Source organism: Pseudomonas eucalypticola (assembly GCF_013374995.1).
GTDB lineage: Bacteria > Pseudomonadota > Gammaproteobacteria > Pseudomonadales > Pseudomonadaceae > Aquipseudomonas > Aquipseudomonas eucalypticola.
Map to the genome: position 1 here is coordinate 4,193,613 of NZ_CP056030.1, position 22,839 is coordinate 4,216,451.

Sequence of the window (22,839 nt, forward strand, 5' to 3'; positions counted from 1 at the left end):
GAAAGCTCCATTGGCCGGGGTCCCGCCATGATGGCATGCATCGCACGATGTTGGCGGGACCGAAGGGGGCCGGTCAGGCCGACCCGGGCACGCGCCGGCGGCGCAGCCACCAGCCCAGCAACGCCAGCACCGCCACCCCACCCACCACCATGGCCGGCACGATGTACGGCTGCACCACCGCCAGCAATGGTTTCTCGCCCCCTTGGCGAGCGATCATCACATCATGGGCGCTGACGGCATGGGACGGGTTGCCGAAGTTGCGCAGCACGTAATTGGCGATGTCGGCGATCTGCTGGTCGTTCAACTGCGCCACATAGCTGACCTCGTCGAAACGTGGCATCAGCACATGATGCCCAGCTTCCTGGCGGTCCACGCCATACAGGATGGCGGCCACCAGGTTGGCGGAATTGGCCATGCCGGTGGCGGTGTTGTGGAATAGCGACGGGTAGGCCTGGTTGGCACTGCCCTGCCCGCCCGGCTGGTGGCAGCTGGCGCAGTAGCCGCTGTACAGCTGGGCGCCAGTACGCACGCTGTCGTGGGCATTGGACGGCGCCATGCCGCGCACCTGATCTTCACCGCTATGGGCCGAGCCGTACTCGTACGCTGGGCGCACCTCACCTTCACTGCGCACAGACGCGGTGCTCTTGAGGTACGCCGCGATGGCCTGAAGGTCGGTATCCGGCAGGAATTGCAGGCTGTTCTGCACCGCCTCGGCCATGCCGCCGCCCGCCTGGTTCTTGCCCTCGGCATGGCCGGTGCGCAGGTACTGCACCAGCTCCGCGTCGCTCCAGCCACCAATGCCGCTGACCTTGTCGGAGGTGATATTGGGCGCGTACCACGGCCCCACCATGCCGCCGGACAGGGCTTTGTCCTTGATCTCCGCCATCAGCGGGTTGCGCGGCGTGTGGCAAGCGCCACAGTGTTCAAGGGTGTTGGTCAGGTATTCGCCGCGCACCAGCTCCGGGGTTGGCAACGGCGCTGCCCGGGTGGTGCGGCTGTCGAGGAACAGCAGGTTCCAGCCGGCCATGGACAGGCGAATATTGAAGGGAAAGTTCAGCGCCGTGGTCGGCGCCGGGGTGTCGATAGGCGCCACCGCGTGCATGAAGTAGGCATACAGCGCCGCCACATCACTGTCACTCATGTGCACGTACGAGGTGTAGGGCATCGCCGGATACAGGTAACTGCCGTCGGCGCGCACGCCATCGCGCACCGCGTGGGCAAACTGCGCCTCGGTGTAGTGGCCGATGCCGGCGATTTTCGACGGGGTGATGTTGGTGGAATAGATCGACCCGAACGGCGAGTTGATCGCATAGCCGCCGGCGAAGGACTGGCCGCTGTCAGGCACCGTATGGCACGCCATGCAATCGGCCGCCACCGCCAGCCGGCGGCCCTGCTCTTCCTGGGACAGCACGCCGCCAACGGGCGTCACCGCCGGAGCCGGCACGGTGTCCTGGGCACGGGCCAGGCCCGCGACCGCCAGCATCGCCACCAGCAGGTGGGCTTTGAAGGTAAAGGTCATGTGCTCAACCCCGCGCCAGTGCTTTGCTCATGTCGTCGGCGGCCTTGATCGCCAGCGCCGCCATGGTCAGGGTGGTATTGACGACGCTGGCCGAGGCCATGGCGCCGCCACCGGGCAGCCACAGGTTGGCATGGTCGTGGGTACGGCAATCGCCGTTGACCACCGAATCACGCGGGTCGTTGCCCATGATGGTGCCGCCCATGATGTGGTTGTTGGCGTTCAGGCTGGTGGTGATGACCAACTCGGTGGCGCCGAACAGGCTGCCAATGTGCTCCAACTGCGCATGGGCCGCCTCGGCGCCCTTGCGCACGTAGTCGCCCACGTCGTAGTAGATATCCGGGCACGCCAGGCCATGGGGGTCCTTGCGGGTGGCGCTCAGGGTCAGGCGGTTGTTGGGGTCCGGCAACGGCTCCAGGCTGATGGAGAGGTCGACGCCGTGGGTGGAGCGACGGCGGATCTCGGCCTCCAGCGCCTTGCCCACCAGGCCCATGGCCAGGGCTTGTTCGGTGGCCTTGGCGACCTGGGTGATGTTGTTGAGGATCATCTTGTTGGCCGAGTACTTGGCGCGGAAGTCACCATCACGCGGGCCGACGATGCAGCTGCTCTGGGCCGGGCCGCGGCCAATCCACAGCGGTTCGTTGGCCAGGAACGAACAGTGGAAGCCGGAGTGGTCCATCATGTTGCGCCCCACCTGGTCGGACGAGTTGGCGATACCGTGGGGGTTGCGCTCGTTGGCCGCCAGCAACAGCAGGCGCGGGGTTTCCAGGCTGTTGCAGGCCAGGGCGAAAACCTTGCCGCTGGCCTTGTGCGACGTGCCATCAGGGCTCAGCCAGTGCACCGCGGTCACCCGGTTGCCTGCATCGGTGTCGATCTTGTAGACCACCGCTTCGGTCAGGGCCAAGGCACCGTTGCGCTCGGCTTCCTCCACGGTGTGGATGGCGTTGTACATGGCGCCGATCGGGCAGATAGGCTGGCAGTTGTTGTTGCCACAGCAGGTCGGCCGGCCTTTCCACGGACGCGTGCTACGGCCCTGGGGAATGGGGATGTGCTTGTAGCCGTGGGCATTGACCACTTCCGCGAAGCGCTTGTCACCGTAGCCCCACGGCACCATGTCCATGGGGTACGGCTGGCTGCGCTCGCGCGGGCTTTGCATGTCCGGGTCGCTGGGACCGGCCACGCCCATGGCTTGCTCGGCGCGGCAATAGTAGGGTTCCAGTTCGTCGTAGCTGATCGGCCAGTCACGGCCCACGCCGTATTCGGACTGCATGCGCAGGTCCACCGGCAAGTGCCGCCAGCACGAGGCAGCCCAGTGCCAGGTGGTGCCGCCCAGGGTGCGCAGGTAACCCTGCTGGAAGCTGCTGCCGCTGGGGCCGCTGAGCCCCACGTAGTTGTTCTTCGGAAAGTACAGCGGCGCGGGTGCGTGTTCGGCTTGCGGGTACAGGCCCTGGAAGTCCGAACCGATGCGGTTGTCGAACGGCATGTTGCGCCAGTTCTCCACCGCCTGGGCGCGCTGAATGCGCAGGCCCGCTTCGAGAATCAGCACCGAGTGCCCCTCGGCCACCAACTGGTTGGCGATCAACGCCCCGGCCACGCCGGAACCCACCACGACCACGTCAGCGGTCACGTCGCCATTGGCGTCAAATACCGGCTTTCTCATGCTGCGCTCCTCGGGCCGTAGATCGATGCACTGGCATCGGGAATGGCGGCGGTCCACCACAGCGGGCCATTGCCGCAATAGGTGGGCACGATCAATCCATCGCTGGCGGGGCGGTACATGAGCGCATCCTTGTAAGTAATCAGCACCGCGTCCTGGCCGTGGCCGACGGTGCCCTTGAACCACGCCGCCACCAGGGCCAGGGCGGCATCTGCTTCATTGATCTGCCGCGCGGCAGCCAACAGCGCCTCGGCGCTCTCGCGGTTGGCCGGCACGGCGGCCAGCGTGCTCAGGTTGGCCAGGGACGCAGCCATGGTCGGCTGCCTGGCTACCAACGCCTGGGCGATGCGCCCGGCGATCAGCGGGTCGAGGTCGTCGTAGCCCGTCAGCACCTGGGACACCAGGAAAAAGCCGTGCGCGTCCACCTGCGGGCCGGCGGCCTGGGCCAACGGCGACCAGCCCAGGCTGCTGGCCATGGCAGCCTGGAGGGCGGCCACGGCAAAAGCGGTCAGCACCGTGCGGCGTTTGAGCGGTGCGTGCCACGGGGAGGGTTGGGAAGCATCAGGTTCAGGGGCTTGCATGGGTATTCTCTCGGTCAGGCAAGGCGTGGCCACGGGGGTCCGGGCGCTGTTATTACTGGACTGAAACCGGTTTCAGAGGCACGCCAAAAAAAACCTGCTCGGGGCTCCGGGCAGGTCTTCCATGGGTGTCGAGGGTGGCTTCCAGCCAGCGGCCGCAAACGTGTGCGGCAGAGTGTCGCGCAGGGTATACCAAAGCGCTGGCGACGCAAGATTAAATTGCTTACATCTTTGGTAAATCACTGTTTCGAAAAGGGTAATGATCCGCTGTGGGCATCGAGCGCGCCAGCCTACCGGCGCGTGCGCCAGGCCTGATGCGGCAAAGACTGGCGTCAAGCGGCGACCTTCTGCCGCTTTCTTGACCGGGTACGCAGCCTCGGCAACGGCTGCTCCCCGTGAACACTGGCCCAAACCCCATGCCCCCATCCTTGGCACTCATCTTGCTGCACGTGACCACCACCCGACACACTCAGGAGGTGAAGGATGTTCATCACCAACAGCACGACACAGCACATCGCTGTGAAAACCCCTGCCGCGGCGACGTTGACCGCCGCGGACAAGGACCAGTACACCACGGTCGCCACCTCGGCGACGCCGCTGACCGCGACGACGTCCAGCAGCACCGACGATTCGGCGCAGACCAGCAGCGACAGTTCGAGCTACGACGAAGCCTTTGCCAGGATGATGGTCAACCTCAAGGCTGCGACCGCCAACACCACTGACGACACCACCGAGGCCCAGGCCGCGACGGCGTCGGTAGCCTCGGCGGTGGCCGCCGCTGACAACAGCGGCGTGCAGACCACGACTGCGGCGGCATCGGACTCGCAAGCCAATGCCGCGAGCCTGGCCGTGGCCGCGTCGGATTTGACCGGCAGCACCAGCAGCACTGCCAGCTCGGCCAGCGATCAGTTCCAGCAGTACATGAGCGAGAGCGACGCCGAGAAAATGCGCCAGGAACTGACGGGTGTCAGCAAGGACGAGTATGACGCCATGACGCCTGATCAACAGGCCGCCGTGGACAAGAAAGTCGCCGACCTGACCAAGGAAAAGACCCAGGTAGCGCAGGACACCATCAACACCAAGATCGCCATGCTCAAGGCCGAGATGGCCTGATCACGGTAGCGCACTGCCCCCTGCCCGGTTTTACCGGGCAGGGGTAGTCGTTCAGCCTCGCAGCAGGCGCTCTGCCGCCACCGGCTTGAGCCGCGGCGTCAGCAGGTGAATGACCACGATCGCCACCAGGTAGGCACTGCCGGCCACGATGAAAATCGGCTGGTAGGACTTGAACACGTCCAGGATATAGCCGTTGTAGGTGGTCATCAGCATGCCGCCCATGGCGCCCGCCGTGCCGCCGATACCGATCACCGACGCCACCGCCTGTTTCGGGAACAGGTCGGAAGGCAAGGTCATCAGGTTGGCCGACCACGCCTGGTGCGAAGCCGCCGCCAGGCCAATGATGGCCACCACCAACCACAGGCTTGAGACGAACTGGGCGGTGACAATAGGGATCACCGCCAACGCGCAGAGCAGCATGGTGGTCTTGCGCGCCGCGTTGGCGCTCCGCCCGTTCTTCAACTGCCGGGACGAACCCCAGCCACCCAGTACCGACCCCACGTCAGCCAGCAGGTACACCGCGATCAGCGGCGGGCCGAAGGACTTCAGGTCCAGGCCATAGGTCTTGCCCAGGAAGTCCGGCAGCCAGAACAGGTACAGCCACCAGATGGGGTCGGTGAGAAATTTGCCGGCCGCGTAGGCCCAGGTTTCGCGAAAGGTCAGCAGCTTGAACCAGGAGAATTTCGCCGGTGTAGCGTCGACCGGCAGCGATGGGTCGGTGTCGCTCTGGATGTAGGCCAGCTCCTTGGCACTGACCTTCTCGTGCTGTTGCGGGCTGCGATACATCAGCATCCAGGCGATCAGCCACAGCGCGGTGACCACGCCAATGGAGATGAACGCCGCGCGCCAGCCCCAGGCCAACGTGATGGCCGGCACCAGCAGCGGGGTCACGATGGGGCCGAAGGCGGTGCCGGCGTTGAAGATCCCGGTGGCCTGGGCCCGTTCCTTCTGCGGAAACCATTCCGACACGGCTTTCAGGCTGGCGGGAAAACTGCCCGATTCGCCAAAGCCCAGGGCAAAGCGCGCCAGAGCGAACTGCGTCACTCCCTGCACCAGCCCGTGGCCGATGCTGGCCAAGGTCCACAAGGTGAACGCCAGGGCATAACCGATGCGCACACCGACCTTGTCGATGATGCGCCCGAATGTCAGAAAACCAATGGCATAGGCGCACTGGAACCAGAACACGATGGTGGCGTAGTCGGTCTCCGACCATTTCAGGTCGGCGGTGAGGGTAGGCTTGAGGATGCCGATCATCTGCCGGTCGATGTAGTTGATGCCGATGGCGACGAACAACAGCGCACAGATGGTCCAGCGGTAACGGCTGGTGAGGGGGCGTGACGCGGACGGGGCGGCCTGCGACTGGGGCGCAGGCCCGATATCGATGGTCATGCTGCGGCTTCCTGTTTTTGTTTTTATGGGTCCACTCGACAGCAGGGCGGTGGATTTGTATGACATCGTATGACGAGCATTGCAGGGTGTCAAATGTCCGCTCTGGGCGCCTGTGCGGCTTCAAATCTTCGCTGGCAAACCGGCGCCAATAGTATGACCGTGACTGCCCCAGGGGGTCAGCCGCTCGCCAAGGTACGACAACAGCGCCTGCACCTTGGGCAGGTTCTCGCGGCTTTTCAGCCATACCAGGTTCATGGGCAAGCCATCGGTGGCCAAGTGCGGCAGCACTTCCACCATCGCGCCGCTGTCCAGGTGTTTCTGCGCCAGCCAGGTAGGCAACTGGGCGATACCCAGGCCCGCGAGCACCGCCATGACCTCGCCTTCGCCATCGCCCACCGCCACGTGGGGGTGCATGATGCGTCGCTCCAGGTCCCCCGGTTGGCTGCCCTTGAAATACCAGGGGTTGACCATGCCGTCGTTCTGGCCGTAGCCCACGCATTGGTGGTGCTCCAGGTCAGGCGCCGACAGCGGCGTGCCGTGCTCGCGCAGGTACTGGGCCGAGGCACAGAAGATCAGCCGTTGGGTGCCGAAGAAACGGTGGCCCACGGCCGATGACCAGGCATCCGACCCCCCCAGGCGCACGACGATGTCGATCCCTTCGTGCACCGGGTCCACAAAGCGGTCGGAGAATGAAACGTGAGGCTGCAAGCGAGGGTGCTGGCGGACGAACTTGAGAATCAGCGGCAGCACATGCAGGCGCCCATACGACGCTGGCAGGTCGATGCGCACCTTGCCGTGGGGCTCCGTCTGTTCCAGGGCCAGCACGCCCTCCACCTCTTCCAGGTCCGACAATACGGTGGCGCAGGTGCGGTAAAAGGTCTGGCCGGCTTCGGTCAACGCCAGGCGCCGCGTGGTGCGTTGGAACAGCCGCGTGCCCAGGCGCGCCTCAAGGCGCGCGACGCTTTTGCTCACTGCCGAACCCGTGAGGTTCAGGCGCTCGGCGGCGGCGGTGAAACTGCCCAGGTCCGCCACGGTGACGAACACATCCAGGCCCTTGAGGCGTTCAGAAGAATACATCGGCACCCTCATTGATGAATTTGATTCAGATCAGATAGTCGTAAATGCCAAAGATGAACATGAATTTCTCCAATAGCCTAGTCGCATCTATTATTGGAGCACCCTGTTCATGTCCTCGCCCACGCTGGCCCACGCCACGCCCACCGCCCCTGCCACTGCGCACACGGGGGTACCGATCCTGATCATGATGGTGGCCGCGTTCATCATCGTGACCACCGAATTCCTCATCGTCGGCCTGCTGCCCGCCCTGGCCCGCGACCTGAACATCTCCATCGCCCTGGCCGGCCAGGTGGTGACCTTGTTTGCCTTCACGGTGATGCTATTCGGACCGGTGCTGACCGCACGTCTGGCCCACGTGCCACGCAAGCAGCTGTTCACGGCGATCCTGCTGATATTCGCGGCCTCGAATGTGTTGGCGGCGTTGTCCACCAACATCTGGATGATGGCGGTTGCCCGCTTCATACCCGCCCTGGGGCTGCCGGTATTCTGGGGCACGGCCAGCGAAACGGCCGGGCAATTGGCCGGGCCGGGCAATGAAGGCAAGGCCGTGTCGAAGGTGTACCTGGGTATTTCCGCGGCGCTGGTGTTCGGTGTGCCGCTGGGCACCGTGGCGGCCGATAGCATCGGCTGGCGCGGCAGCTTCTGGGTATTGGCCGGCGTGTCGCTGCTGATCGCGCTGCTGATGCACTGGCGCATGCCAACCCTGCCCGCCTCGCCCAAGGCTGACCAGGCAGCGCCGCAGACTGCCATCCTGCGCCAGCCACGTTTCCTTGCGCACGTGCTGCTGTCGGTCGTGGCGTTCACGGCCATGTTTACCGCCTACACCTACCTGGCCGACCTGCTCGAACGCCTGGCCGGCATTCCCCCCAGCCAGGTGGGGTGGTGGCTGATGGGCTTCGGCGCGGTGGGCATGCTGGGCAACCAGTGGGGCGGCAGCCTGGTGGACCGGCGGCCGCTGGGGGCGATGGTGCTGTTCTTGCTGGTGATGGGCGCAGGCATGCTGGCCGTGGTGCCCCTGGCAGCGAACCACCTGGGCCTGGTGGCCGCGCTGGTGGCCTGGGGCATCGGCTACACCGCACTGTTCCCGGTGTGCCAGGTGCGGGTCATGCAGGCCGGCGGCAGCGCCCAGGCACTGGCGGCGTCGCTGAACATCTCGGCCGCCAACGCCGGGATTGGTCTGGGGGCCATCGTCGGTGGCGTGGGCATTCGTGATTATGGCGTGGGTTCGGTGGGGGTGATCGCCACCGCACTGGCAGCCGTGGCCGTGGTCATCGCCCTGTTGATGATGCGCCGCAAGGGCTGACGTCGGCACGATGCTGCCCGACATCGCGACGGGCTGGCGGGTTTACAGACTTGCGACACTCTACCCTGCCAGACCGCCGCTGGAGCCTCGCCCCCGGTGCCCCGGGGAGCAACATGGTGTTAAATAGTCGTTCAGGTTGTCTGTACCCAACCTGTGGCCCACGCCCCAGCGACGAGAATTGTCTATGAACACCCACATCCCCGCCTTCCTGCCAGTGGTGCCCGCATGATCGAGGTCACCGAAGTGTCCATCGCCCACTTGCGAACCGCCCTGGAATCAGGCCAGACCACCGCCGTGGAACTGGTGCAGGCGTACCTGGCCCGCATCGACACCTACGATGGCGAGCTCAATGCCGTGGTAGTGCGCAACCCCCAGGCGCTGGCCGAAGCCCAGGCTTCGGACGCCCGCCGCGCCCGTGGCGAAACCCTCGGCCCGCTGGACGGCATCCCCTACACCGCCAAGGACAGTTACTTGGTGAAGGGCCTGACGGCCGCTTCAGGCAGCCCGGCCTTCGCGGATCTTGTCGCCTACCGTGACGCTTTCACCATCGAGCGCCTGCGGGCCGCCGGCGCCATCTGCCTGGGCAAGACCAACATGCCGCCCATGGCCAATGGCGGCATGCAGCGTGGCGTTTATGGCCGCGCCGAAAGCCCCTATAACGCGGGTTACCTGACCGCGCCGTTCGCCTCGGGCTCCTCCAACGGCGCCGGCACCGCCACCGCCACCAGCTTCGCCGCCTTCGGCCTGGCCGAGGAAACCTGGTCCAGCGGCCGTGGCCCGGCTTCCAACAACGGCTTGTGCGCCTACACGCCCTCACGCGGGGTGATCTCGGTGCGCGGCAACTGGCCGCTCACGCCGACCATGGACGTGGTCGTGCCCTACGCCCGCACCATGGCCGACCTGCTGGAGGTCCTGGACGTGGTGGTGGCCGAGGACCCGGACACCCGCGGCGACCTCTGGCGCCTGCAACCCTGGGTACCTATTCCCAGCGTCAGCTCGGTGCGCCCGCCCAGCTACCCGGCCCTGGCCGCGCAGCCGGCGGCGTTGGCGGGCAAGCGCCTGGGCGTGCCACGCATGTTCATCAACGCTGACCCCGAGGCCGGCACCGCTGAAACGCCCGGCATCGGCGGGCCCACCGGCCAGCGCATCCATACCCGCGCCAGTGTCATCGACCTGTGGCAGCAGGCACGCCAAGCCCTGGAAGCCGCCGGCGCCGAGGTGGTGGAGGTCGACTTCCCCCTGGTGTCCAATTGCGAAGGCGACCGCCCCGGTGCGCCGACGGTGTTCACCCGTGGGCTAGTGTCGCCCGAGTTCATGCACCATGAACTATGGGACCTGAGCGCCTGGGCCTTCGATGACTTCCTGCAGGCCAATGGCGACCCACACCTCAACCGTCTCAAGGACGTGGACGGTCCGAAGATTTTCCCCCACGACCCCGGCACCTTGCCCAACCGTGAAGGCGACCTGGCGGCCGGCATGGACGAGTACGTGCGCATGGCTGAGCGCGGCATCACCCCGTGGGACCAGATCCCGACGTTGCCAGACGGCCTGCGCGGCCTGGAACAGACCCGGCGCATCGACCTGGAAGACTGGATGACCGCCCTGAAGCTCGACGCCGTGCTGTTTCCCACCGTGGCCGACGTGGGCCCGGCCGACGCCGACGTCAACCCGGCCTCGGCGGACATCGCCTGGAGCAATGGCGTGTGGGTGGCCAACGGCAACCTTGCGATCCGCCACCTGGGTGTGCCCACGGTCACCGTGCCCATGGGCGTGATGGCCGACATCGGCATGCCGGTGGGCCTGACGTTCGCCGGCCGTGCCTATGACGACTCGGCGCTGCTGCGCCTGGCGTCGGCGTTCGAAGCCACTGGCAACAAACGCCAGGTCCCTCCGCGCACACCGCCGCTGGGCTGAGGCCGCATGGTCGCGTGGTGTCAGGCATACACCACGCGACATGGCGCGGCCAAGTCCGCGGCGTGCGCGTAATGTGCCTATTCGACCGAGACTCCAGAACACCCCCCTGCGCGACCCGCTGCGCCGCAAGAAATTAAGTTTCACCCGCACAACTAATTTCCCCCCCTATTGTCACTGTTTGACTAATAATCAGTGCGGCGCGAAAGCGCCCCACCGAGTAGAAAACACCGAGGAGCACACGCACATGGCAGCACTGCAGCAACGTACCCTGGACGCCCTGAACAAAGCGCACGCCGATCTGGTCGCCCAGTGGTTCAAGGATCTGGAAAACACCGGTGCCACCCGCAACCTCAAGGACGACGAAGTGCGCAAGCAGTGCGGCGAATTCCTGGGCCTGGTCACCCAGGGTTCGCAGAACGGTGATTCCAAGAACCTGGCCAGCAGCAACTGGGAGCCCGCCCGCCAGTTCCTCGAAAAGCTGTCCCATAGCCGCGCCATGGCCGGCCAGGACTCGCAGCAGACCGCCGCGTTCATCTTCTCCCTCAAGGGCCCGTTGTTCGGCCTGCTGCAACGTAAATTCGAAGCCAGCCCTGCGACCTTGGCCGACCAGCTCTGGGAAATCTCCGAGCTGCTGGACGGGTTGGGTATGCACACCATCCGCACCTTCCAGAAATCCCGTGAAGCGGTGATCAAGCGTCAGCAGGAAGAACTGCTGGAGCTGTCCACCCCGGTGGTCAAACTGTGGGAAGGCGTGCTGGCCCTGCCAATGATCGGCACCCTGGACTCCCAGCGCACCCAGGTGGTGATGGAGTCGCTGCTGCAGCGCATCGTCGACACCGGTTCGGAAATCGCCATCATCGACATCACCGGCGTGCCCACCGTGGACACCCTGGTCGCCCAGCACCTGCTCAAGACCGTGACCGCCATCCGCCTGATGGGTGCCGACTGCATCATCAGCGGCGTGCGCCCACAGATCGCCCAGACCATCGTGCACCTGGGCCTCGACCTGCAGGGCGTGGTCACCAAGGCCAACCTGGCCGACGCCCTGGCCCTGGCCCTGCGCCGCCTGGGCGTGACCGTCGGCAAGGCGGTCTGAGCCTATGGATCGCATCCCTATTCTGCAGATGGGCAGCTTCCTGCTCGTCACCATTCAGGTCGACATGCATGACCAGCTGGCGCTGACCTTGCAGGACGACCTGTCCGAGCGCATCAGCCGCACCTCGGCGCGCGGTGTGTTGATCGATATCTCTGCCCTGGACATCGTCGATTCGTTCATCGGCCGCATGATCGGCACCATCTCGGGCCTGTCACGGATCATGGACGCCGAGACCGTGCTGGTCGGCATGCAGCCTGCCGTGGCCATTACCCTGGTGGAGCTGGGCCTGACGTTGCCAGGCGTCAGCACCGCCCTCAATGTCGAGCGCGGCATGAAACTGCTGCAAGACCGAGTGGCTACGCAATGACCGTCCTCTCCAGCGGCACCCAACCGGTACGCATCGAGCAGGACGTGGTGCTGGCCCGCCAGACCGCCCGCAAGCTGTGCACCGACTGTGGCATGCGCCTGATCGACCTGACCAAGCTGGTGACGGCAGTCAGCGAGCTGGCGCGCAACACCATGGTGTATGGCGGCGGTGGCGACATGGACTGGCAGATCGTCGAGCAGAACGGCCGCACCGGCCTGCGCCTGACCTTCCGCGACGAAGGCCCCGGCATCCCCGACATCAAGCTGGCCCTCACCGATGGCTGGACCTCGGGCGGCGGCCTGGGCCTGGGCCTGACCGGGGCGCGCCGGCTGGTGGACGACTTCGAGCTGGACACCGCACCGGGCGCGGGCACACGGGTGACCATTACGCGATGGACATGACGTTCCCGAGTGCCCTCACCCAGGTGCTGGTGATGGAAGACAGCAGCCAGATCGGCCATGCCCGGCGCACGGCGCAGAAGCTGGCCGAACGCCTGGGCTTCGACGAAACCGATGCCGGCCGGGTGGCTCTGGTGGTCACCGAGCTGTGCAGCAACATCCTCAAGCACGCCGGCCATGGCGAACTGCACCTGCGCACCCTGCCCCGGCCCGACGGCGCCGGGGTGGAGGTCATCGCCGTGGACCGCGGCGCTGGCTTTGACCGCAGCGCCTGCCTGGCCGACGGATTTTCCACCGGCGGTACCCAAGGCATCGGCCTGGGTGCCATCGACCGCCAGGCCCAGGTGTTCGACCTGTACGCCGACGAGCGCGGCGCCGTGGTGCTGGCGCGCTTCTGGCGCCGGGGTGACAAGGCCCCGGACCTGGCCATTGGCGTCAGCCAGCATTCGCTGCACGACGACCCGGCCTGCGGTGATGCCTTCCAGGTGCACGTCAGCGACCAGGGCATCAGCGCCGTGGTCATCGACGGCCTGGGCCATGGCGAAGACGCCGAACATGCGGCCCGCGCTGGCACCCGGGCCTTTGCCCTGGCGCCGTTCAGCAACCCCGTGGGGTTGATGGAGGACATGCACCAGGCCATGAACGGCAGCCGCGGCGGCGCGGTGGCGGTGGCCCAGTTCGACGCCAGGGCCGACCGTCTGGAATTCGTCGGTATCGGCAACATCGGCGCCACCCTGCTGGCCGCCGACCGCAGCCGCGGGCTGGCCTCGCACCCGGGCATCGTCGGCGGCCAATACCGCAAGGCCCAGGGCTTCGACTATGCTCAGGTCAGCGGCCAGTGCCTGATTCTCTACAGCGACGGCCTGCAATCGCGCTGGAACCTGCGCGAGTACCCAGGCCTGATTTTCCGCCACCCCGCGGTGATCGCCACGGTGCTGCACCGCGACTTCTGTCGCGGGCGCGACGATGTTACCGTGCTGGTCATTACCCTGGAGCTGCCCAATGCCTGAACTTCCCACCCTTTCCAACGCCGCCTACGAGGCGCGCATTGCCCAATTGGAAAGCGAAGCACAGGCCCTGCGGGTCGAACTGGAAGAAACCAACCAGGGCGTGCTGGCCCTGTATGGCGAACTGGACAACCAAGCCGAGGAACTGCGCCAGGCCTCGGACCTCAAGAGCCGCTTCCTGTCCTACATGAGCCATGAATTTCGCACCCCGCTGGGCTCGATCCTGAGCATCGCCAGCCTGCTCAGCGACGAGCTCGACGGGCCGCTGAGCCCCGAGCAGCACAAGCAGGTGGCGTTCGTCAGCGGGGCAGCGCGCGAGCTCAGCGACATGGTCGACGACCTGCTGGACCTGGCCAAGATCGAAGCCGGGCGCATCAGCATTTCGCCGGCCTGGTTCGACATGTTCGACCTGTTCTCGGCGCTGCGCGGCATGTTCCGGCCCATTGTCGACATGTCCCAGGTGGACCTGATCTTCGAAGAGCCGGTGGGCCTGCCGCGGCTGTACAGCGATGACAAGAAGCTGGCGCAGATCCTGCGCAACTTCATTTCCAACTCGCTGAAGTTTACCCAGCGCGGCTACGTGCGTATTTCGGCCAGCCTGGAGAACGAACGCGAGGTACGCTTCGCCGTCAGTGACACTGGCATCGGTATCCCCCCCGAGCTCCACGACACCCTGTTCGAAGACTTCAGCCAGGTGGACTCGCCGCTGCAGAAACGCTTGCGCGGCACCGGCCTGGGCCTGTCGCTGTGCAAGCGCTTCGCTGCGCTGCTGGGCGGCCAGGTGGGGGTTACCAGCGAGCCGGGCGTGGGCTCGACCTTCTATGTGATCATTCCGCTGGCCATGGCCCAGGACACTGCTGATGAAGGATGAACCCAGCCTGCTGATCGTCGATGACAACAGCGCCACTCGCTATGCCCTGCGCCGGCGCCTGGAGCGGCATGGCTACCGCTTGCAGGAGGCTGGCACCGGTACCGAAGGGCTGGCGCTGATCGCCGCGCAGAGCTTCGACGCACTGATCCTGGACGTCAACCTGCCGGACATGAGTGGCTTCGACATCGTCCGCCAGCTGCGCGCCGACCCGCGCACGGCGCTGCTGCCGGTGATTCATGTGTCGGCGGCGTCGATCCAGACCGGTGACATCATCACCGGCCTGGACAACGGTGCCGATGCCTATCTGATTCACCCCGTGGACCCGGACGTGCTGCTGGCCACCCTGCGCACGTTGCTGCGGGTGCGCGACACCGAACACGCGCTGCGCGAGAGCGAAGCGCGGTTCCGGGAAATCTTCGTCAACATCGCCGCCCCCATCGCGGTAATGGACGCCACCCTCGATGTGGTGGAATGCAACCAGGCCTTCACCGACCTGATTCAGGACAACCTGGGTAGCGAGCGGCTGCAGCACTGCTTCGCCGCCGACCAGGACGACGTGCTGAACGAACTGCGCCTGCGCCTGGCCATCGGCGAGCGCTGGCGCGGCACCCTGAACATGCGCGTCGACGGGCAGCTGCGCGAGACCGAGTGGCAGATCAGCCCCTACCGCACCCCGGGGCACAGCCTGGTGTTCGTCGAGGACGTCACCGAGCACCGCCAGCGCGAGCGCTCGCACCGTCAGGAGCTGGACAGCGCCAACGACCAGCTGGCCAAAGAAGTGGCCGAGCGCGCCCGTACCGAAGCGCAGTTGCTGCAAGCGCAGAAAATGGACGCCCTGGGCAAACTGACCGGCGGCATCGCCCACGACTTCAACAACCTGCTCACTGGCATCATCACGGGCCTGGAGCTGATCAAGAAACGTATCAGCGAAGGTCGTAACGATGCCGTGCTGCGCTATACCGACGCGGCCCTGGGCTCGGCCACCAGTGCCGCGGCGCTGACCCACCGGTTGCTGGCCTTCGCCCGCCAACAACCGCTGGACACCCGCGCCACCGACGTCAACGAACATATCCTGTCGCTGGAAGACCTGCTGCGACGTACCATCGGCGAGCACATTCAGCTTGAGCTGGACCTGACCAGCAAGGCGGCCATCGCGCTGGTCGATCCGATCCAGCTGGAAAGCGCGGTATTGAACCTGGTCATCAACGCCCGCGACGCCCTGCCCAGCGGCGGCCACGTTCGCGTGAGCACCTTCGCTGCCCGCTCCCACGGCGACCTGAAACTGGCCGACGGCGCTTACGTGGTACTGAGCGTGCAGGATGACGGCGTGGGCATCGAGCATGGTGTGATCGGCAAGGTATTCGACCCTTTCTTCACCACCAAGCCACTGGGCCAGGGTACAGGCCTCGGGTTGTCGACCATTTACGGCTTCGCCCACCAGTCGGGCGGTGACGTGCGCATTCGCAGCGTGGTCGGCCATGGCACGGAAGTCACCTTGCTGCTGCCCGCCGGGCAGGACGCCGACCTGCAAGATAGCGTGCCCCTGCCCCAGGCCCACAACGGCCATGGCGAACACATCCTGGTGGTGGAAGACATGGCCGCGGTGCGCCTGTTCGTCACCGAAGTGCTGGTGGACAGCGGCTACCGCTGCACCCAGGCCGAGGATGTGCACCACGCCGTGCAATTGCTGCACAGCGACCCCAGCATCGACCTGCTGCTGACCGACGTTGGCTTGCCGCACATGAGCGGCCGCGACCTGGCCGACATCGCCCGCCACCACCGTGCCGAACTGCCGGTGCTGTTCATGACCGGCTATGCCGAAAACGCCGTCAGCCGCCAGCACTTCCTTGGCCAGGGCATGGACATGGTCATCAAGCCGTTCCAGATCACCGAGCTGGTCAACAAAGTGCGCCGCATGCTCGACACCGCCCCGCAAATCCCACAGGTGTAGCGGCCTCGCGCCGCAGCCTGCTTGTAGCGCGTAGCAGCGGACCTGGCCGCGTCACGATCACCGCGCAGTGTCAGGCACACCGCGTGTACCGCCGGCGCGGCCCATGCAGCACCGTAACGACGTAGCCAGCAAGCGCCCAGGGGTCAAGGCTTGATCAGTTGCATCTGCTGGCGATAGTCATCGGTCACCTGCCGCGCCTGGCTGTTGCTGGTGACCACCCGTGGCGTGATCAGCACCAGCAACTCGGTACGGTCCTTGGACTTGGTGGTGCTGCCGAACAACCAGCGCAGGCCCGGGATGCGCCCCAGGTAGGGCACGCTGGAGGCGGTTTCGCTGTTGTCCTGCTTGATCAACCCGCCCAGCAACACGGTCTGACCACTCTGCACCGCCACTTGGGTCGACACCGACCGGGTAGAAATATTTGGGTTGGTCTGGGTGGTGGTTTCACTGCTGGTGTCCGCATCACTGACCTGCTGCTGCACATCCAGGTATACCAGGCCACCCGGGTTGATACGCGGGGTGACGTCGAGGATTACGCCGGTCTGCACGTATTCGACGCTGCTCAGGGTGGTGTCGGAGGTACTGGTATTGACCGTGGTCTGGCTGATGGGAATGTTGTCGCCCACTTGAATCTGCGCTTGCTGGTTGTTCATGACCACCAGCGACGGCGCCGACAGCACCTGGGTGCGGCCGGTGGTCTCCAGCGCATGCAGCGCCACTTGCAGGTTGCTGCTGACGAACGAGTAGAACAGCGAATCGGTCGACCCCAACCCTGCCCCGCCACCGCCCAATGCGCCTTGGCTGCCGCTGGTGTTGGCCACCGTGGTGCTGGAAGAGTTGCCGGCCAGCTTGCCCAGGTACCACTGCACCCCCAGGTCCAGTTCACCGCTGAGCTTCACTTCCAGAATGCGTGTTTCGATCTGCACCTGCATGGGCGGGTTGTCGAGACGCTTGATGGCCGACTCGATCTCTTTCCACTGCGCCGGCCGCGTGCGCACCAGCAACTGGTTGCTGGCTTTCTGCGCGGTGATGCGGGTGCTGTCGTCCAGGCTCTTCTGCTGGCCGCCGGTCGTGGCGCTGGCGGCGCTGTCGTCCTGCTGGTCGTCGCCGTCGCTGTCGTCGTCGCCGTTCTGCATCGAGTTGTTGTTCAGCGAATTGCCGCCACTGAGCCCTTGGGTCCCGGTGCTGGTCAGCCCCGAGGTGCCGGTTGAACCGATCCCTGAACTGTTGCTGCCATTGAGCGATGACAAGGTCGTGGTGCGCAGGCCAGGGGCGACCTTGGCCGCGCTGTCGTCCTTGATCTGGCCGTTGCCGTAGATCTGGCGCAGGTACTTGGCCAGGTCGGTGGCCTTCATGTTGCGCACGTCGTACACATACATCTGCGGCTCGTTGCCGCCCCCTTCGTCGATGGTCTTGATCCAGTCGCCCACTTCGCGCAGGTACTCAGGCTGGGCCGAGATGGCCACCACCGAGTTGGTGCGTTCGTTGGGCAGGAACTTGACCATGCCCGCCAGTGGCATGCCGCTGTCGGGGCCGAACATTTTCTGCAGTTGCGGCATCAACTCGGCCACCGAGGCGCGCTGCAGGCCGTAGACGCCGATGGACATGCCCTTGAGCCAGTCGACATCGAACGTGTCGATGGTGTCCTGGTAGTTGGCCAGCTCTTGCGGGGTGCCGGCCAGGCTCAGCACGTTGCGCGAGGGGTCCACCAACAGGAAGGCGTTGTCGCGGGCGAACGGCTTGAGCAGTTTCTGCATCTCGGTGGCCGAGATGTACTTGAGCGGGTACAGCCGCGCCGACAGGCCGTCGGACGGCTGCGACACGGTCATTTCCGGCACCAGCTTGCCGGCCACGGCCTGGGCGGCTGGCAAGATCACGTAGCGGTTGCCCTGGCGGATCATGGCGTTGTTGGTCCAGGACAGCAGGGTTTCCAGAATCGACAGCGCTTCTTTCTTGTTCACCGGCTTGGACGTGGAAAAGCTGACGTCACCGGTCACGCCCTGGGCGATGCTGTAGTTCTCGTGCAGCAGGTCGCCCATCACCGTGTTGATCACCGCCTCGATGGGCTGGTTGGTGAAGTTGAACACGATGTCGCCACCGCCCTCCTCGCTAGCGCCCCTTGCCGCCACAGGTGGGCGCACGAAGCGCTGGCTGCCGTTGAAGAGCTGCCGTTGCGGCGCCACCGGGCCGCTGTTGCTGGCGGGCATGGCCGGCGCCTGATCGACCACGGGCTGACGCTGGTCGCCGGTGCCGTTGAGCGCCTCATGCATCAGGCCTGGGTCATTTTCAAAGGGGTGGTTGGGCGAGGTTGCACAGCCGCCGAGGGCGACGGCGGTGGCCAGGCAAAGCAAAGGGGTGCGCAACGGGGTGACTCCAGTGGCAAGCAATTTCATGGTGCGGTTACCGGCGGCAGCGTGAGCATGGCCGCGCGTGAAGGGGCTGGGAGACGCGGCGCCGGCAAGCGCAGGCTGCGGGTTTGGCCCTGGCGGCCGAACTGCGCCGCCAGGGGGGAAAGCTGTTGCAAGGTCCAGCCATTGGGCAAGGCCTGGCCTTCGGCGACTTTCAGGCCGTGGCCGCTGGCGTCGCGCAGCAAGGCCAGCTTGAGGTCGCCATTGATCATTACCCCGGTGAGCACCAGGCCGGCCAGGTCGGCGCCAGGCCCCTGGACGGTCTGATCGGGGCTGCGATCGGTGCTGAAAAGGGGTTTTTGCCAGGCGTCTGCCAGGCTGTTCAGTTCAACCACGGGCAATGCCTGGGCCGTGGTGTGCTTGCTGGCAACCGGGGGCCGGGCCGCGGCTGGCGGCAACCAACCCGGGTCGCGACCGGCGCCACTGAGCACTGCCCCTGTGGCCAAAGCAAGGCCGCCAACAACCAGCAACAACCCCGCACGCACCAGGCTCACGGTCAGTTTCATGGGGCCTCCTGGGCGGCGGCGGCCTTGGGCAGGTAGCCGCGCACCAGCAGGTGCACGGTCAGGCGCCCGGCACCCCCGGTGGCCGGCGCGTTGCTGGCACGACGCACGCTGAGGGCATCGACGAACAGGAACGGCCGGTGGAATTCCAGGGTGTGCAACAGGGCCATCAACGGTTCGATACCGCACTCCAACGTCAGGCTGACCTTCACCTGGCGGTACGGCTGGGCGCTGTCCTGCTCCGGGGTGATGGGCATGCGCTGGGTCAGGGTGCAGCCGGCACCCTGGGTGGCCTTGGCCTTGATCAGGTCGGCGATGCGCTGCATCAGGTCGGCCGCTACGGCGCTGGGGTCATCGCCGGGCAGCAGGCTGGTGCTGCTGGCCGGATCCTGGCGGGCACGCTGCAACTGTTTATCCAGCAGCGGGCGCAGCGCCAATTGCCCGGCATAGCGTTGCTGCTGTTCACGCAGTTGCTGGATCTGCCCATCGATATCACTCAATGGGCCGGTGAACCAGCTCTGCACCAGCAGCCAATACAACCCGGCCAGCACCACACCCAGGGCGATCAAGGCCGCGCCGCGGCGTTCACGTTCAGTCAGCGCGCGCTTCATGGGCAGCCTCCTGATGCAAGTGCGCGCGCAAGGCGAAATGGTCCTTGCCGCTGTCGCTGTCGGGCTGTATGACGCCCTGGAACTGTGGGTCATCCAAGGTGTGGCACTGCTTCAACTGGCCGATCAGGGCACTGGCACGGGTGCTCTGGCCGGACAGCGCCACTTCGCCGCTGTCGTTGATTTCCAACTGTTCAAGCCAGGTGCCGTCAGGCAGGCAGTGGCTGAGGTCGGCGATGACACTGGCCAGCGCCGGCTGCGCGGCCTTGCGCTCAATCAGGTACTGGGCCGCGCCCTGGGTGTTGGCCAGGGTCTGGCGCACTTGCTGCAATTGGCTGATCTGCGCCTGTTGCTGGTGCACCTGCGCCTGCATCTCGATCAACAGGGCTTCGCGCGATTGCAGCCACAGCACCATCAGCGTCAGCAACAACGCGGCACAGGCCAGCAGCAGGCCCTGATTGAAGCGCCCACCGCGGGCCCGCCGCGGGCGCTGGGCCTCGGGCAGCAGGTCGACACCCAGGCGTTCGCCGTCGCGGACGTCGATGCCGTGCAGGTTGATGCCGGCGCAGGTTGCCAGAATCTGCTCCAGGCGCTCACGCACCATCACCACAAGACGCACCTTGACGCTGGTACCGCCCTGCCCCAGCACCTGGGCGCAGAAGTGCACCTGGTCGGCCCGATAGGGGGTGTACCTGTCCAACTCGAAACCCAGCACCGTCTGCAGGTCACGGGCGGCCCCCAGGGGCAGGCTCAGGGTCTGCACCAGCACCTCGCCGCGCGGCAGCACCAGCAGCCGCGGCACGCTGTCAGTGACCGGTTGTTCCAGCGGCCAGTGCAGCACCTGCAAGGGTGCGCTGCCCGACAACCGCGCGCGCCAGGCAGGGGGCAGCACGCCCAGCAGTTCATCGCGCCAGGCTTGCCACAGGCGCTGGGCGGGGCTGGCGTGCCAGCGGCGATGCAGCGCGGCGCGCCCATCGGCGTAGAGCGTGTTCAGGTTCATTCTTGCCAATGCAGGACCCGATACGGTCGGGCCCCCTCCGTGGACGGGTTGAGTAACAGGGTCACGACCAGTGCCGCGCTGAAGCCACCGGGCAACTGTGCGACGCTGGTCAAGGTCAGGATCGGGCCGGGCTCGGCGCCGCTGATGTTCAGGCTGGGCAGGCCAAGGGCACGCCGCAGCCAGGGTGTGGCGAGGGCCGGGTCGGGGCTTTCCTGGCCACTCCACAGCGTCACCTGAGGGGCCGCGCAAGCGAACAACGCCTGGCTCATGCCCGGCAACTGGCGCAGCTCTTCCAGCACCCGCAACGGCGGCTGGCCGTTGCCCCGGCGCTGGTCCAGGGCCGCCCCCAGCGCACGTGCCTGAACCGCGCCGCCGCAGGCCTGCAGCAAGCGCACCACATCGGCCGTGCTGGCGGCATTGAGGTCGAGTTTGCCGCGCTCGCTGACCACGCTGACCTGCACCCGTGCGCGCTCGAAGGCCAGTTCATGGGCACGGCCATCGGCGGCCCAGGCACGCTGCTGCGCCGGGTCGGTCAGGCTGACCACGGCCAGGTTGACTCCGGCCTCGGCGGCCAGCAGCGCTTCGGTGTGCTGGCGCTGCCACAGGGCCTGGCGGCTTTCCAGTTGCACCCAGCCCGCGAGCCCGGCGAGCAGAAGACTCAGCAGCGCCAGCACCCACAGCACCAGCAACAGCGCCACGCCCTTCTGTCGCGTCATTGCCCGGCCACCGTCGACAGGTCCAGGCGCAGGGTCACGCTTTCGACGGTCCACGGCACCGGGCCGGCCAGTTGCGCATCGATACGCACGGCGCGGGGCAAGCGCCCTGGCCATGGCCAGGTGGACAGCCAGTCGCTCAACTGCCCCTTGGGTGAATAGCCGCGGTAACTCAAGTGCAGCCCGCGCACCTGGTGCAGCAACACCTGGGGCTCGCCCCAGGCTTGACCGCCCTGGGTGATGGCCACTTCCAGGCGTTGGCCGTGCAGGCTCAGGGTGTGCCAATAAATGCCCCCACCCAGGTTCGCGGACAGGGGCGCCATGAACGCCATGGCTTGCTCGCTGCCGACGAACACCCGCTGCTGGCCATCGTCCAGGGGCAAGGCCTGGCCAACCGCGCAGCGCAAGAAGGCCTGAGCCGCGCGCACCTCGTCCAGGCGCTCGGTGTAATGTTCCGCCTTGGCCACGGCGCGGTTGGCGCCCAGGATCGCCCCGGCCACCAGCGCCAGCAGCACCCCCAGCAGGCTCAATACCAGCAGTATTTCCAGCAAGGTGAAACCCCGTTGCCGCGCCTTCATTGCGCCGCCTCCGGGCCGAGCACCTTGAGGGTACCGAAGCGCGCCTGGCGCTGGCCTTCGCGCACCCGCACGTCGAGCTGAAACAGGCGCAAGCGGTTCGCCGCCACCGGCAACCCGCGAATATCCAGGTGCCAGCGGATGCCACCCGCCCAGGTGCCGTCGCGGCTGCCGGGCTGCAATGGCCCGTCAGCTTCTTCGTCGAGAATCGAGCGTGCCGCGGCACTCAGACGGTCACTGGCCTGCACCTGCTTGAGCGACCGTGCGGCCTGCCCGAAGGCCACCAGCAACACGGCGCTGCACAGCGCAAGTACCGTCAGCGCCGCGAGCATTTCCAGCAGCGTGAAGCCCTGCTGCAGCTTCATCGCACTGCCTGCAATTGCACGGTACCGGTCAGCCAGGACACATCGATGCGCCAGCGCCGGGCGCCGTCATTGAGCAACAGGTGGCCGCCGCTGGCACCGCCGTCGGGGTAGAACTCAAACGCAGCGCCCAGGTCGGCAGCGGTGTGCAGTTGCAGGTTGAGGTCCGCAGGCCATGCGGCTGCGGGTTTGCCGGGTGCTTCAAACACACGCTGCTGAAGGTCGAAGCGCGTGCGTGCCGGCTGCCCCGTGACGATGGCGCGCACGCGGGTAGCGCGCAGGGCTTCGACGATCTGCACCACGGCCTTGCGCTCACTGGCACTGTGCAACCCGCGCTGCAGGCCATAGCCCACCAACCCCGCGGCCACGCCGATCAGCACGATCACCACCAGCATTTCCAGCAGCGTGAAGCCCCGGGCCCTGTGCATCAGCG

22 protein-coding genes are annotated in these 22,839 nt (G+C 66.2%); 9 read left to right on the forward strand and 13 right to left on the reverse strand.

The features are described from left to right. Window positions 1–73: 73 nt before the first annotated feature. Genes HWQ56_RS18390 through HWQ56_RS18400 form a run of 3 tightly spaced genes read right to left on the reverse strand, consistent with a single transcriptional unit; the run spans window position 74 to window position 3,754 of the window. A complete protein-coding gene (locus HWQ56_RS18390; RefSeq protein WP_176571412.1) occupies window positions 74–1,519 on the reverse strand; it encodes a cytochrome c in 1,446 nt (481 codons plus the stop codon). A gap of 4 nt (window positions 1,520–1,523) precedes the next feature. Continuing rightward, the gene (locus HWQ56_RS18395; protein WP_176571413.1) at window positions 1,524–3,176 is read right to left on the reverse strand and encodes a GMC family oxidoreductase; all 1,653 of its coding nucleotides are present in this window, start codon (window positions 3,174–3,176) and stop codon (window positions 1,524–1,526) included. Beyond that, window positions 3,173–3,754, reverse strand: coding sequence for a sugar dehydrogenase complex small subunit (locus HWQ56_RS18400; protein WP_176571414.1), 582 nt, complete (start codon window positions 3,752–3,754; stop codon window positions 3,173–3,175). Before HWQ56_RS18400 ends, HWQ56_RS18395 begins: the two co-directional genes overlap by 4 nt. Window positions 3,755–4,234: 480 nt before the next feature. Between HWQ56_RS18400 and HWQ56_RS18405 the strand changes: the two genes are divergently transcribed. Then, window positions 4,235–4,864 (forward strand): hypothetical protein, encoded by a 630-nt coding sequence (locus HWQ56_RS18405; RefSeq protein ID WP_158158089.1) that lies wholly within the window; start codon window positions 4,235–4,237, stop codon window positions 4,862–4,864. A gap of 51 nt (window positions 4,865–4,915) precedes the next feature. Here the strand turns inward: HWQ56_RS18405 and HWQ56_RS18410 are convergent, their stop codons facing one another. Then, on the reverse strand, window positions 4,916–6,253 hold the full coding sequence (locus tag HWQ56_RS18410) for an MFS transporter (RefSeq protein WP_158158088.1): 1,338 nt from the start codon (window positions 6,251–6,253) through the stop codon (window positions 4,916–4,918). A 120-nt stretch (window positions 6,254–6,373) separates the two neighbouring features. Beyond that, window positions 6,374–7,330 (reverse strand): LysR family transcriptional regulator, encoded by a 957-nt coding sequence (locus HWQ56_RS18415; RefSeq protein WP_176571415.1) that lies wholly within the window; start codon window positions 7,328–7,330, stop codon window positions 6,374–6,376. Between the two features lie 109 nt (window positions 7,331–7,439). Between HWQ56_RS18415 and HWQ56_RS18420 the strand changes: the two genes are divergently transcribed. The 8 genes from HWQ56_RS18420 (at window position 7,440) to HWQ56_RS18455 (ending at window position 16,237) form a co-directional block, all read left to right on the forward strand. Beyond that, window positions 7,440–8,633 (forward strand): MFS transporter, encoded by a 1,194-nt coding sequence (locus HWQ56_RS18420; protein WP_158158086.1) that lies wholly within the window; start codon window positions 7,440–7,442, stop codon window positions 8,631–8,633. A 225-nt stretch (window positions 8,634–8,858) separates the two neighbouring features. Further along, the gene (locus HWQ56_RS18425) at window positions 8,859–10,547 is read left to right on the forward strand and encodes an amidase (protein WP_176571416.1); all 1,689 of its coding nucleotides are present in this window, start codon (window positions 8,859–8,861) and stop codon (window positions 10,545–10,547) included. A gap of 244 nt (window positions 10,548–10,791) precedes the next feature. Continuing rightward, window positions 10,792–11,643, forward strand: coding sequence for an STAS domain-containing protein (locus HWQ56_RS18430; protein ID WP_176571417.1), 852 nt, complete (start codon window positions 10,792–10,794; stop codon window positions 11,641–11,643). 4 nt (window positions 11,644–11,647) lie between these two features. Then, a complete protein-coding gene (locus HWQ56_RS18435; protein WP_176571418.1) occupies window positions 11,648–12,010 on the forward strand; it encodes an STAS domain-containing protein in 363 nt (120 codons plus the stop codon). Next, window positions 12,007–12,411 (forward strand): anti-sigma regulatory factor, encoded by a 405-nt coding sequence (locus tag HWQ56_RS18440; protein ID WP_158158082.1) that lies wholly within the window; start codon window positions 12,007–12,009, stop codon window positions 12,409–12,411. Before HWQ56_RS18435 ends, HWQ56_RS18440 begins: the two co-directional genes overlap by 4 nt. Further along, complete coding sequence (locus tag HWQ56_RS18445) at window positions 12,402–13,418, forward strand: ATP-binding protein (RefSeq protein ID WP_176571419.1); 1,017 nt, start codon at window positions 12,402–12,404, stop codon at window positions 13,416–13,418. The genes HWQ56_RS18440 and HWQ56_RS18445 overlap by 10 nt, the downstream gene beginning before the upstream one ends. Then, complete coding sequence (locus HWQ56_RS18450) at window positions 13,411–14,286, forward strand: sensor histidine kinase (protein WP_158158080.1); 876 nt, start codon at window positions 13,411–13,413, stop codon at window positions 14,284–14,286. The genes HWQ56_RS18445 and HWQ56_RS18450 overlap by 8 nt, the downstream gene beginning before the upstream one ends. Further along, the gene (locus HWQ56_RS18455; RefSeq protein WP_176571420.1) at window positions 14,276–16,237 is read left to right on the forward strand and encodes a response regulator; all 1,962 of its coding nucleotides are present in this window, start codon (window positions 14,276–14,278) and stop codon (window positions 16,235–16,237) included. The genes HWQ56_RS18450 and HWQ56_RS18455 overlap by 11 nt, the downstream gene beginning before the upstream one ends. Window positions 16,238–16,380: 143 nt before the next feature. Here the strand turns inward: HWQ56_RS18455 and gspD are convergent, their stop codons facing one another. The 8 genes from gspD to HWQ56_RS18495 are packed head-to-tail and all read right to left on the reverse strand — an operon-like array spanning window position 16,381 to window position 22,834. Continuing rightward, window positions 16,381–18,630 (reverse strand): type II secretion system secretin GspD, encoded by a 2,250-nt coding sequence (gene gspD / locus HWQ56_RS18460; protein ID WP_176571421.1) that lies wholly within the window; start codon window positions 18,628–18,630, stop codon window positions 16,381–16,383. After that, window positions 18,627–19,151 carry a general secretion pathway protein GspN gene (locus HWQ56_RS18465; RefSeq protein WP_176571422.1) on the reverse strand — a complete coding sequence of 175 codons (525 nt, stop codon included), beginning with the start codon at window positions 19,149–19,151 and terminating at the stop codon, window positions 18,627–18,629. The genes gspD and HWQ56_RS18465 overlap by 4 nt, the downstream gene beginning before the upstream one ends. Then, complete coding sequence (gene gspM, locus HWQ56_RS18470; protein ID WP_176571423.1) at window positions 19,148–19,759, reverse strand: type II secretion system protein GspM; 612 nt, start codon at window positions 19,757–19,759, stop codon at window positions 19,148–19,150. Before gspM ends, HWQ56_RS18465 begins: the two co-directional genes overlap by 4 nt. Further along, a complete protein-coding gene (locus tag HWQ56_RS18475) occupies window positions 19,740–20,756 on the reverse strand; it encodes a PilN domain-containing protein (RefSeq protein WP_176571424.1) in 1,017 nt (338 codons plus the stop codon). Before HWQ56_RS18475 ends, gspM begins: the two co-directional genes overlap by 20 nt. After that, a complete protein-coding gene (locus tag HWQ56_RS18480; RefSeq protein ID WP_176571425.1) occupies window positions 20,753–21,472 on the reverse strand; it encodes a general secretion pathway protein GspK in 720 nt (239 codons plus the stop codon). The genes HWQ56_RS18475 and HWQ56_RS18480 overlap by 4 nt, the downstream gene beginning before the upstream one ends. Then, window positions 21,469–22,047, reverse strand: coding sequence for a prepilin-type N-terminal cleavage/methylation domain-containing protein (locus HWQ56_RS18485; protein WP_176571426.1), 579 nt, complete (start codon window positions 22,045–22,047; stop codon window positions 21,469–21,471). Before HWQ56_RS18485 ends, HWQ56_RS18480 begins: the two co-directional genes overlap by 4 nt. Beyond that, a complete protein-coding gene (locus HWQ56_RS18490) occupies window positions 22,044–22,409 on the reverse strand; it encodes a type II secretion system protein (RefSeq protein ID WP_176571427.1) in 366 nt (121 codons plus the stop codon). Before HWQ56_RS18490 ends, HWQ56_RS18485 begins: the two co-directional genes overlap by 4 nt. Beyond that, on the reverse strand, window positions 22,406–22,834 hold the full coding sequence (locus HWQ56_RS18495) for a prepilin-type N-terminal cleavage/methylation domain-containing protein (RefSeq protein WP_176571428.1): 429 nt from the start codon (window positions 22,832–22,834) through the stop codon (window positions 22,406–22,408). Before HWQ56_RS18495 ends, HWQ56_RS18490 begins: the two co-directional genes overlap by 4 nt. Between the last annotated feature and the right edge of the window lie 5 nt (window positions 22,835–22,839).

What these genes read in the sequence shown, in the direction of transcription:
- HWQ56_RS18390 (WP_176571412.1), bottom strand. Translation starts at nt 1,519, where the DNA reads ATGACCTTTACCTTCAAAGCCCACCTGCTGGTGGCGATGCTGGCGGTC.
- HWQ56_RS18395 (WP_176571413.1), bottom strand. Translation starts at nt 3,176, where the DNA reads ATGAGAAAGCCGGTATTTGACGCCAATGGCGACGTGACCGCTGACGTG.
- HWQ56_RS18400 (WP_176571414.1), bottom strand. Translation starts at nt 3,754, where the DNA reads ATGCAAGCCCCTGAACCTGATGCTTCCCAACCCTCCCCGTGGCACGCA.
- HWQ56_RS18405 (WP_158158089.1), top strand. Translation starts at nt 4,235, where the DNA reads ATGTTCATCACCAACAGCACGACACAGCACATCGCTGTGAAAACCCCT.
- HWQ56_RS18410 (WP_158158088.1), bottom strand. Translation starts at nt 6,253, where the DNA reads ATGACCATCGATATCGGGCCTGCGCCCCAGTCGCAGGCCGCCCCGTCC.
- HWQ56_RS18415 (WP_176571415.1), bottom strand. Translation starts at nt 7,330, where the DNA reads ATGTATTCTTCTGAACGCCTCAAGGGCCTGGATGTGTTCGTCACCGTG.
- HWQ56_RS18420 (WP_158158086.1), top strand. Translation starts at nt 7,440, where the DNA reads ATGTCCTCGCCCACGCTGGCCCACGCCACGCCCACCGCCCCTGCCACT.
- HWQ56_RS18425 (WP_176571416.1), top strand. Translation starts at nt 8,859, where the DNA reads ATGATCGAGGTCACCGAAGTGTCCATCGCCCACTTGCGAACCGCCCTG.
- HWQ56_RS18430 (WP_176571417.1), top strand. Translation starts at nt 10,792, where the DNA reads ATGGCAGCACTGCAGCAACGTACCCTGGACGCCCTGAACAAAGCGCAC.
- HWQ56_RS18435 (WP_176571418.1), top strand. Translation starts at nt 11,648, where the DNA reads ATGGATCGCATCCCTATTCTGCAGATGGGCAGCTTCCTGCTCGTCACC.
- HWQ56_RS18440 (WP_158158082.1), top strand. Translation starts at nt 12,007, where the DNA reads ATGACCGTCCTCTCCAGCGGCACCCAACCGGTACGCATCGAGCAGGAC.
- HWQ56_RS18445 (WP_176571419.1), top strand. Translation starts at nt 12,402, where the DNA reads ATGGACATGACGTTCCCGAGTGCCCTCACCCAGGTGCTGGTGATGGAA.
- HWQ56_RS18450 (WP_158158080.1), top strand. Translation starts at nt 13,411, where the DNA reads ATGCCTGAACTTCCCACCCTTTCCAACGCCGCCTACGAGGCGCGCATT.
- HWQ56_RS18455 (WP_176571420.1), top strand. Translation starts at nt 14,276, where the DNA reads ATGAAGGATGAACCCAGCCTGCTGATCGTCGATGACAACAGCGCCACT.
- gspD (WP_176571421.1), bottom strand. Translation starts at nt 18,630, where the DNA reads ATGAAATTGCTTGCCACTGGAGTCACCCCGTTGCGCACCCCTTTGCTT.
- HWQ56_RS18465 (WP_176571422.1), bottom strand. Translation starts at nt 19,151, where the DNA reads ATGAAACTGACCGTGAGCCTGGTGCGTGCGGGGTTGTTGCTGGTTGTT.
- gspM (WP_176571423.1), bottom strand. Translation starts at nt 19,759, where the DNA reads ATGAAGCGCGCGCTGACTGAACGTGAACGCCGCGGCGCGGCCTTGATC.
- HWQ56_RS18475 (WP_176571424.1), bottom strand. Translation starts at nt 20,756, where the DNA reads ATGAACCTGAACACGCTCTACGCCGATGGGCGCGCCGCGCTGCATCGC.
- HWQ56_RS18480 (WP_176571425.1), bottom strand. Translation starts at nt 21,472, where the DNA reads ATGACGCGACAGAAGGGCGTGGCGCTGTTGCTGGTGCTGTGGGTGCTG.
- HWQ56_RS18485 (WP_176571426.1), bottom strand. Translation starts at nt 22,047, where the DNA reads ATGAAGGCGCGGCAACGGGGTTTCACCTTGCTGGAAATACTGCTGGTA.
- HWQ56_RS18490 (WP_176571427.1), bottom strand. Translation starts at nt 22,409, where the DNA reads ATGAAGCTGCAGCAGGGCTTCACGCTGCTGGAAATGCTCGCGGCGCTG.
- HWQ56_RS18495 (WP_176571428.1), bottom strand. Translation starts at nt 22,834, where the DNA reads ATGCACAGGGCCCGGGGCTTCACGCTGCTGGAAATGCTGGTGGTGATC.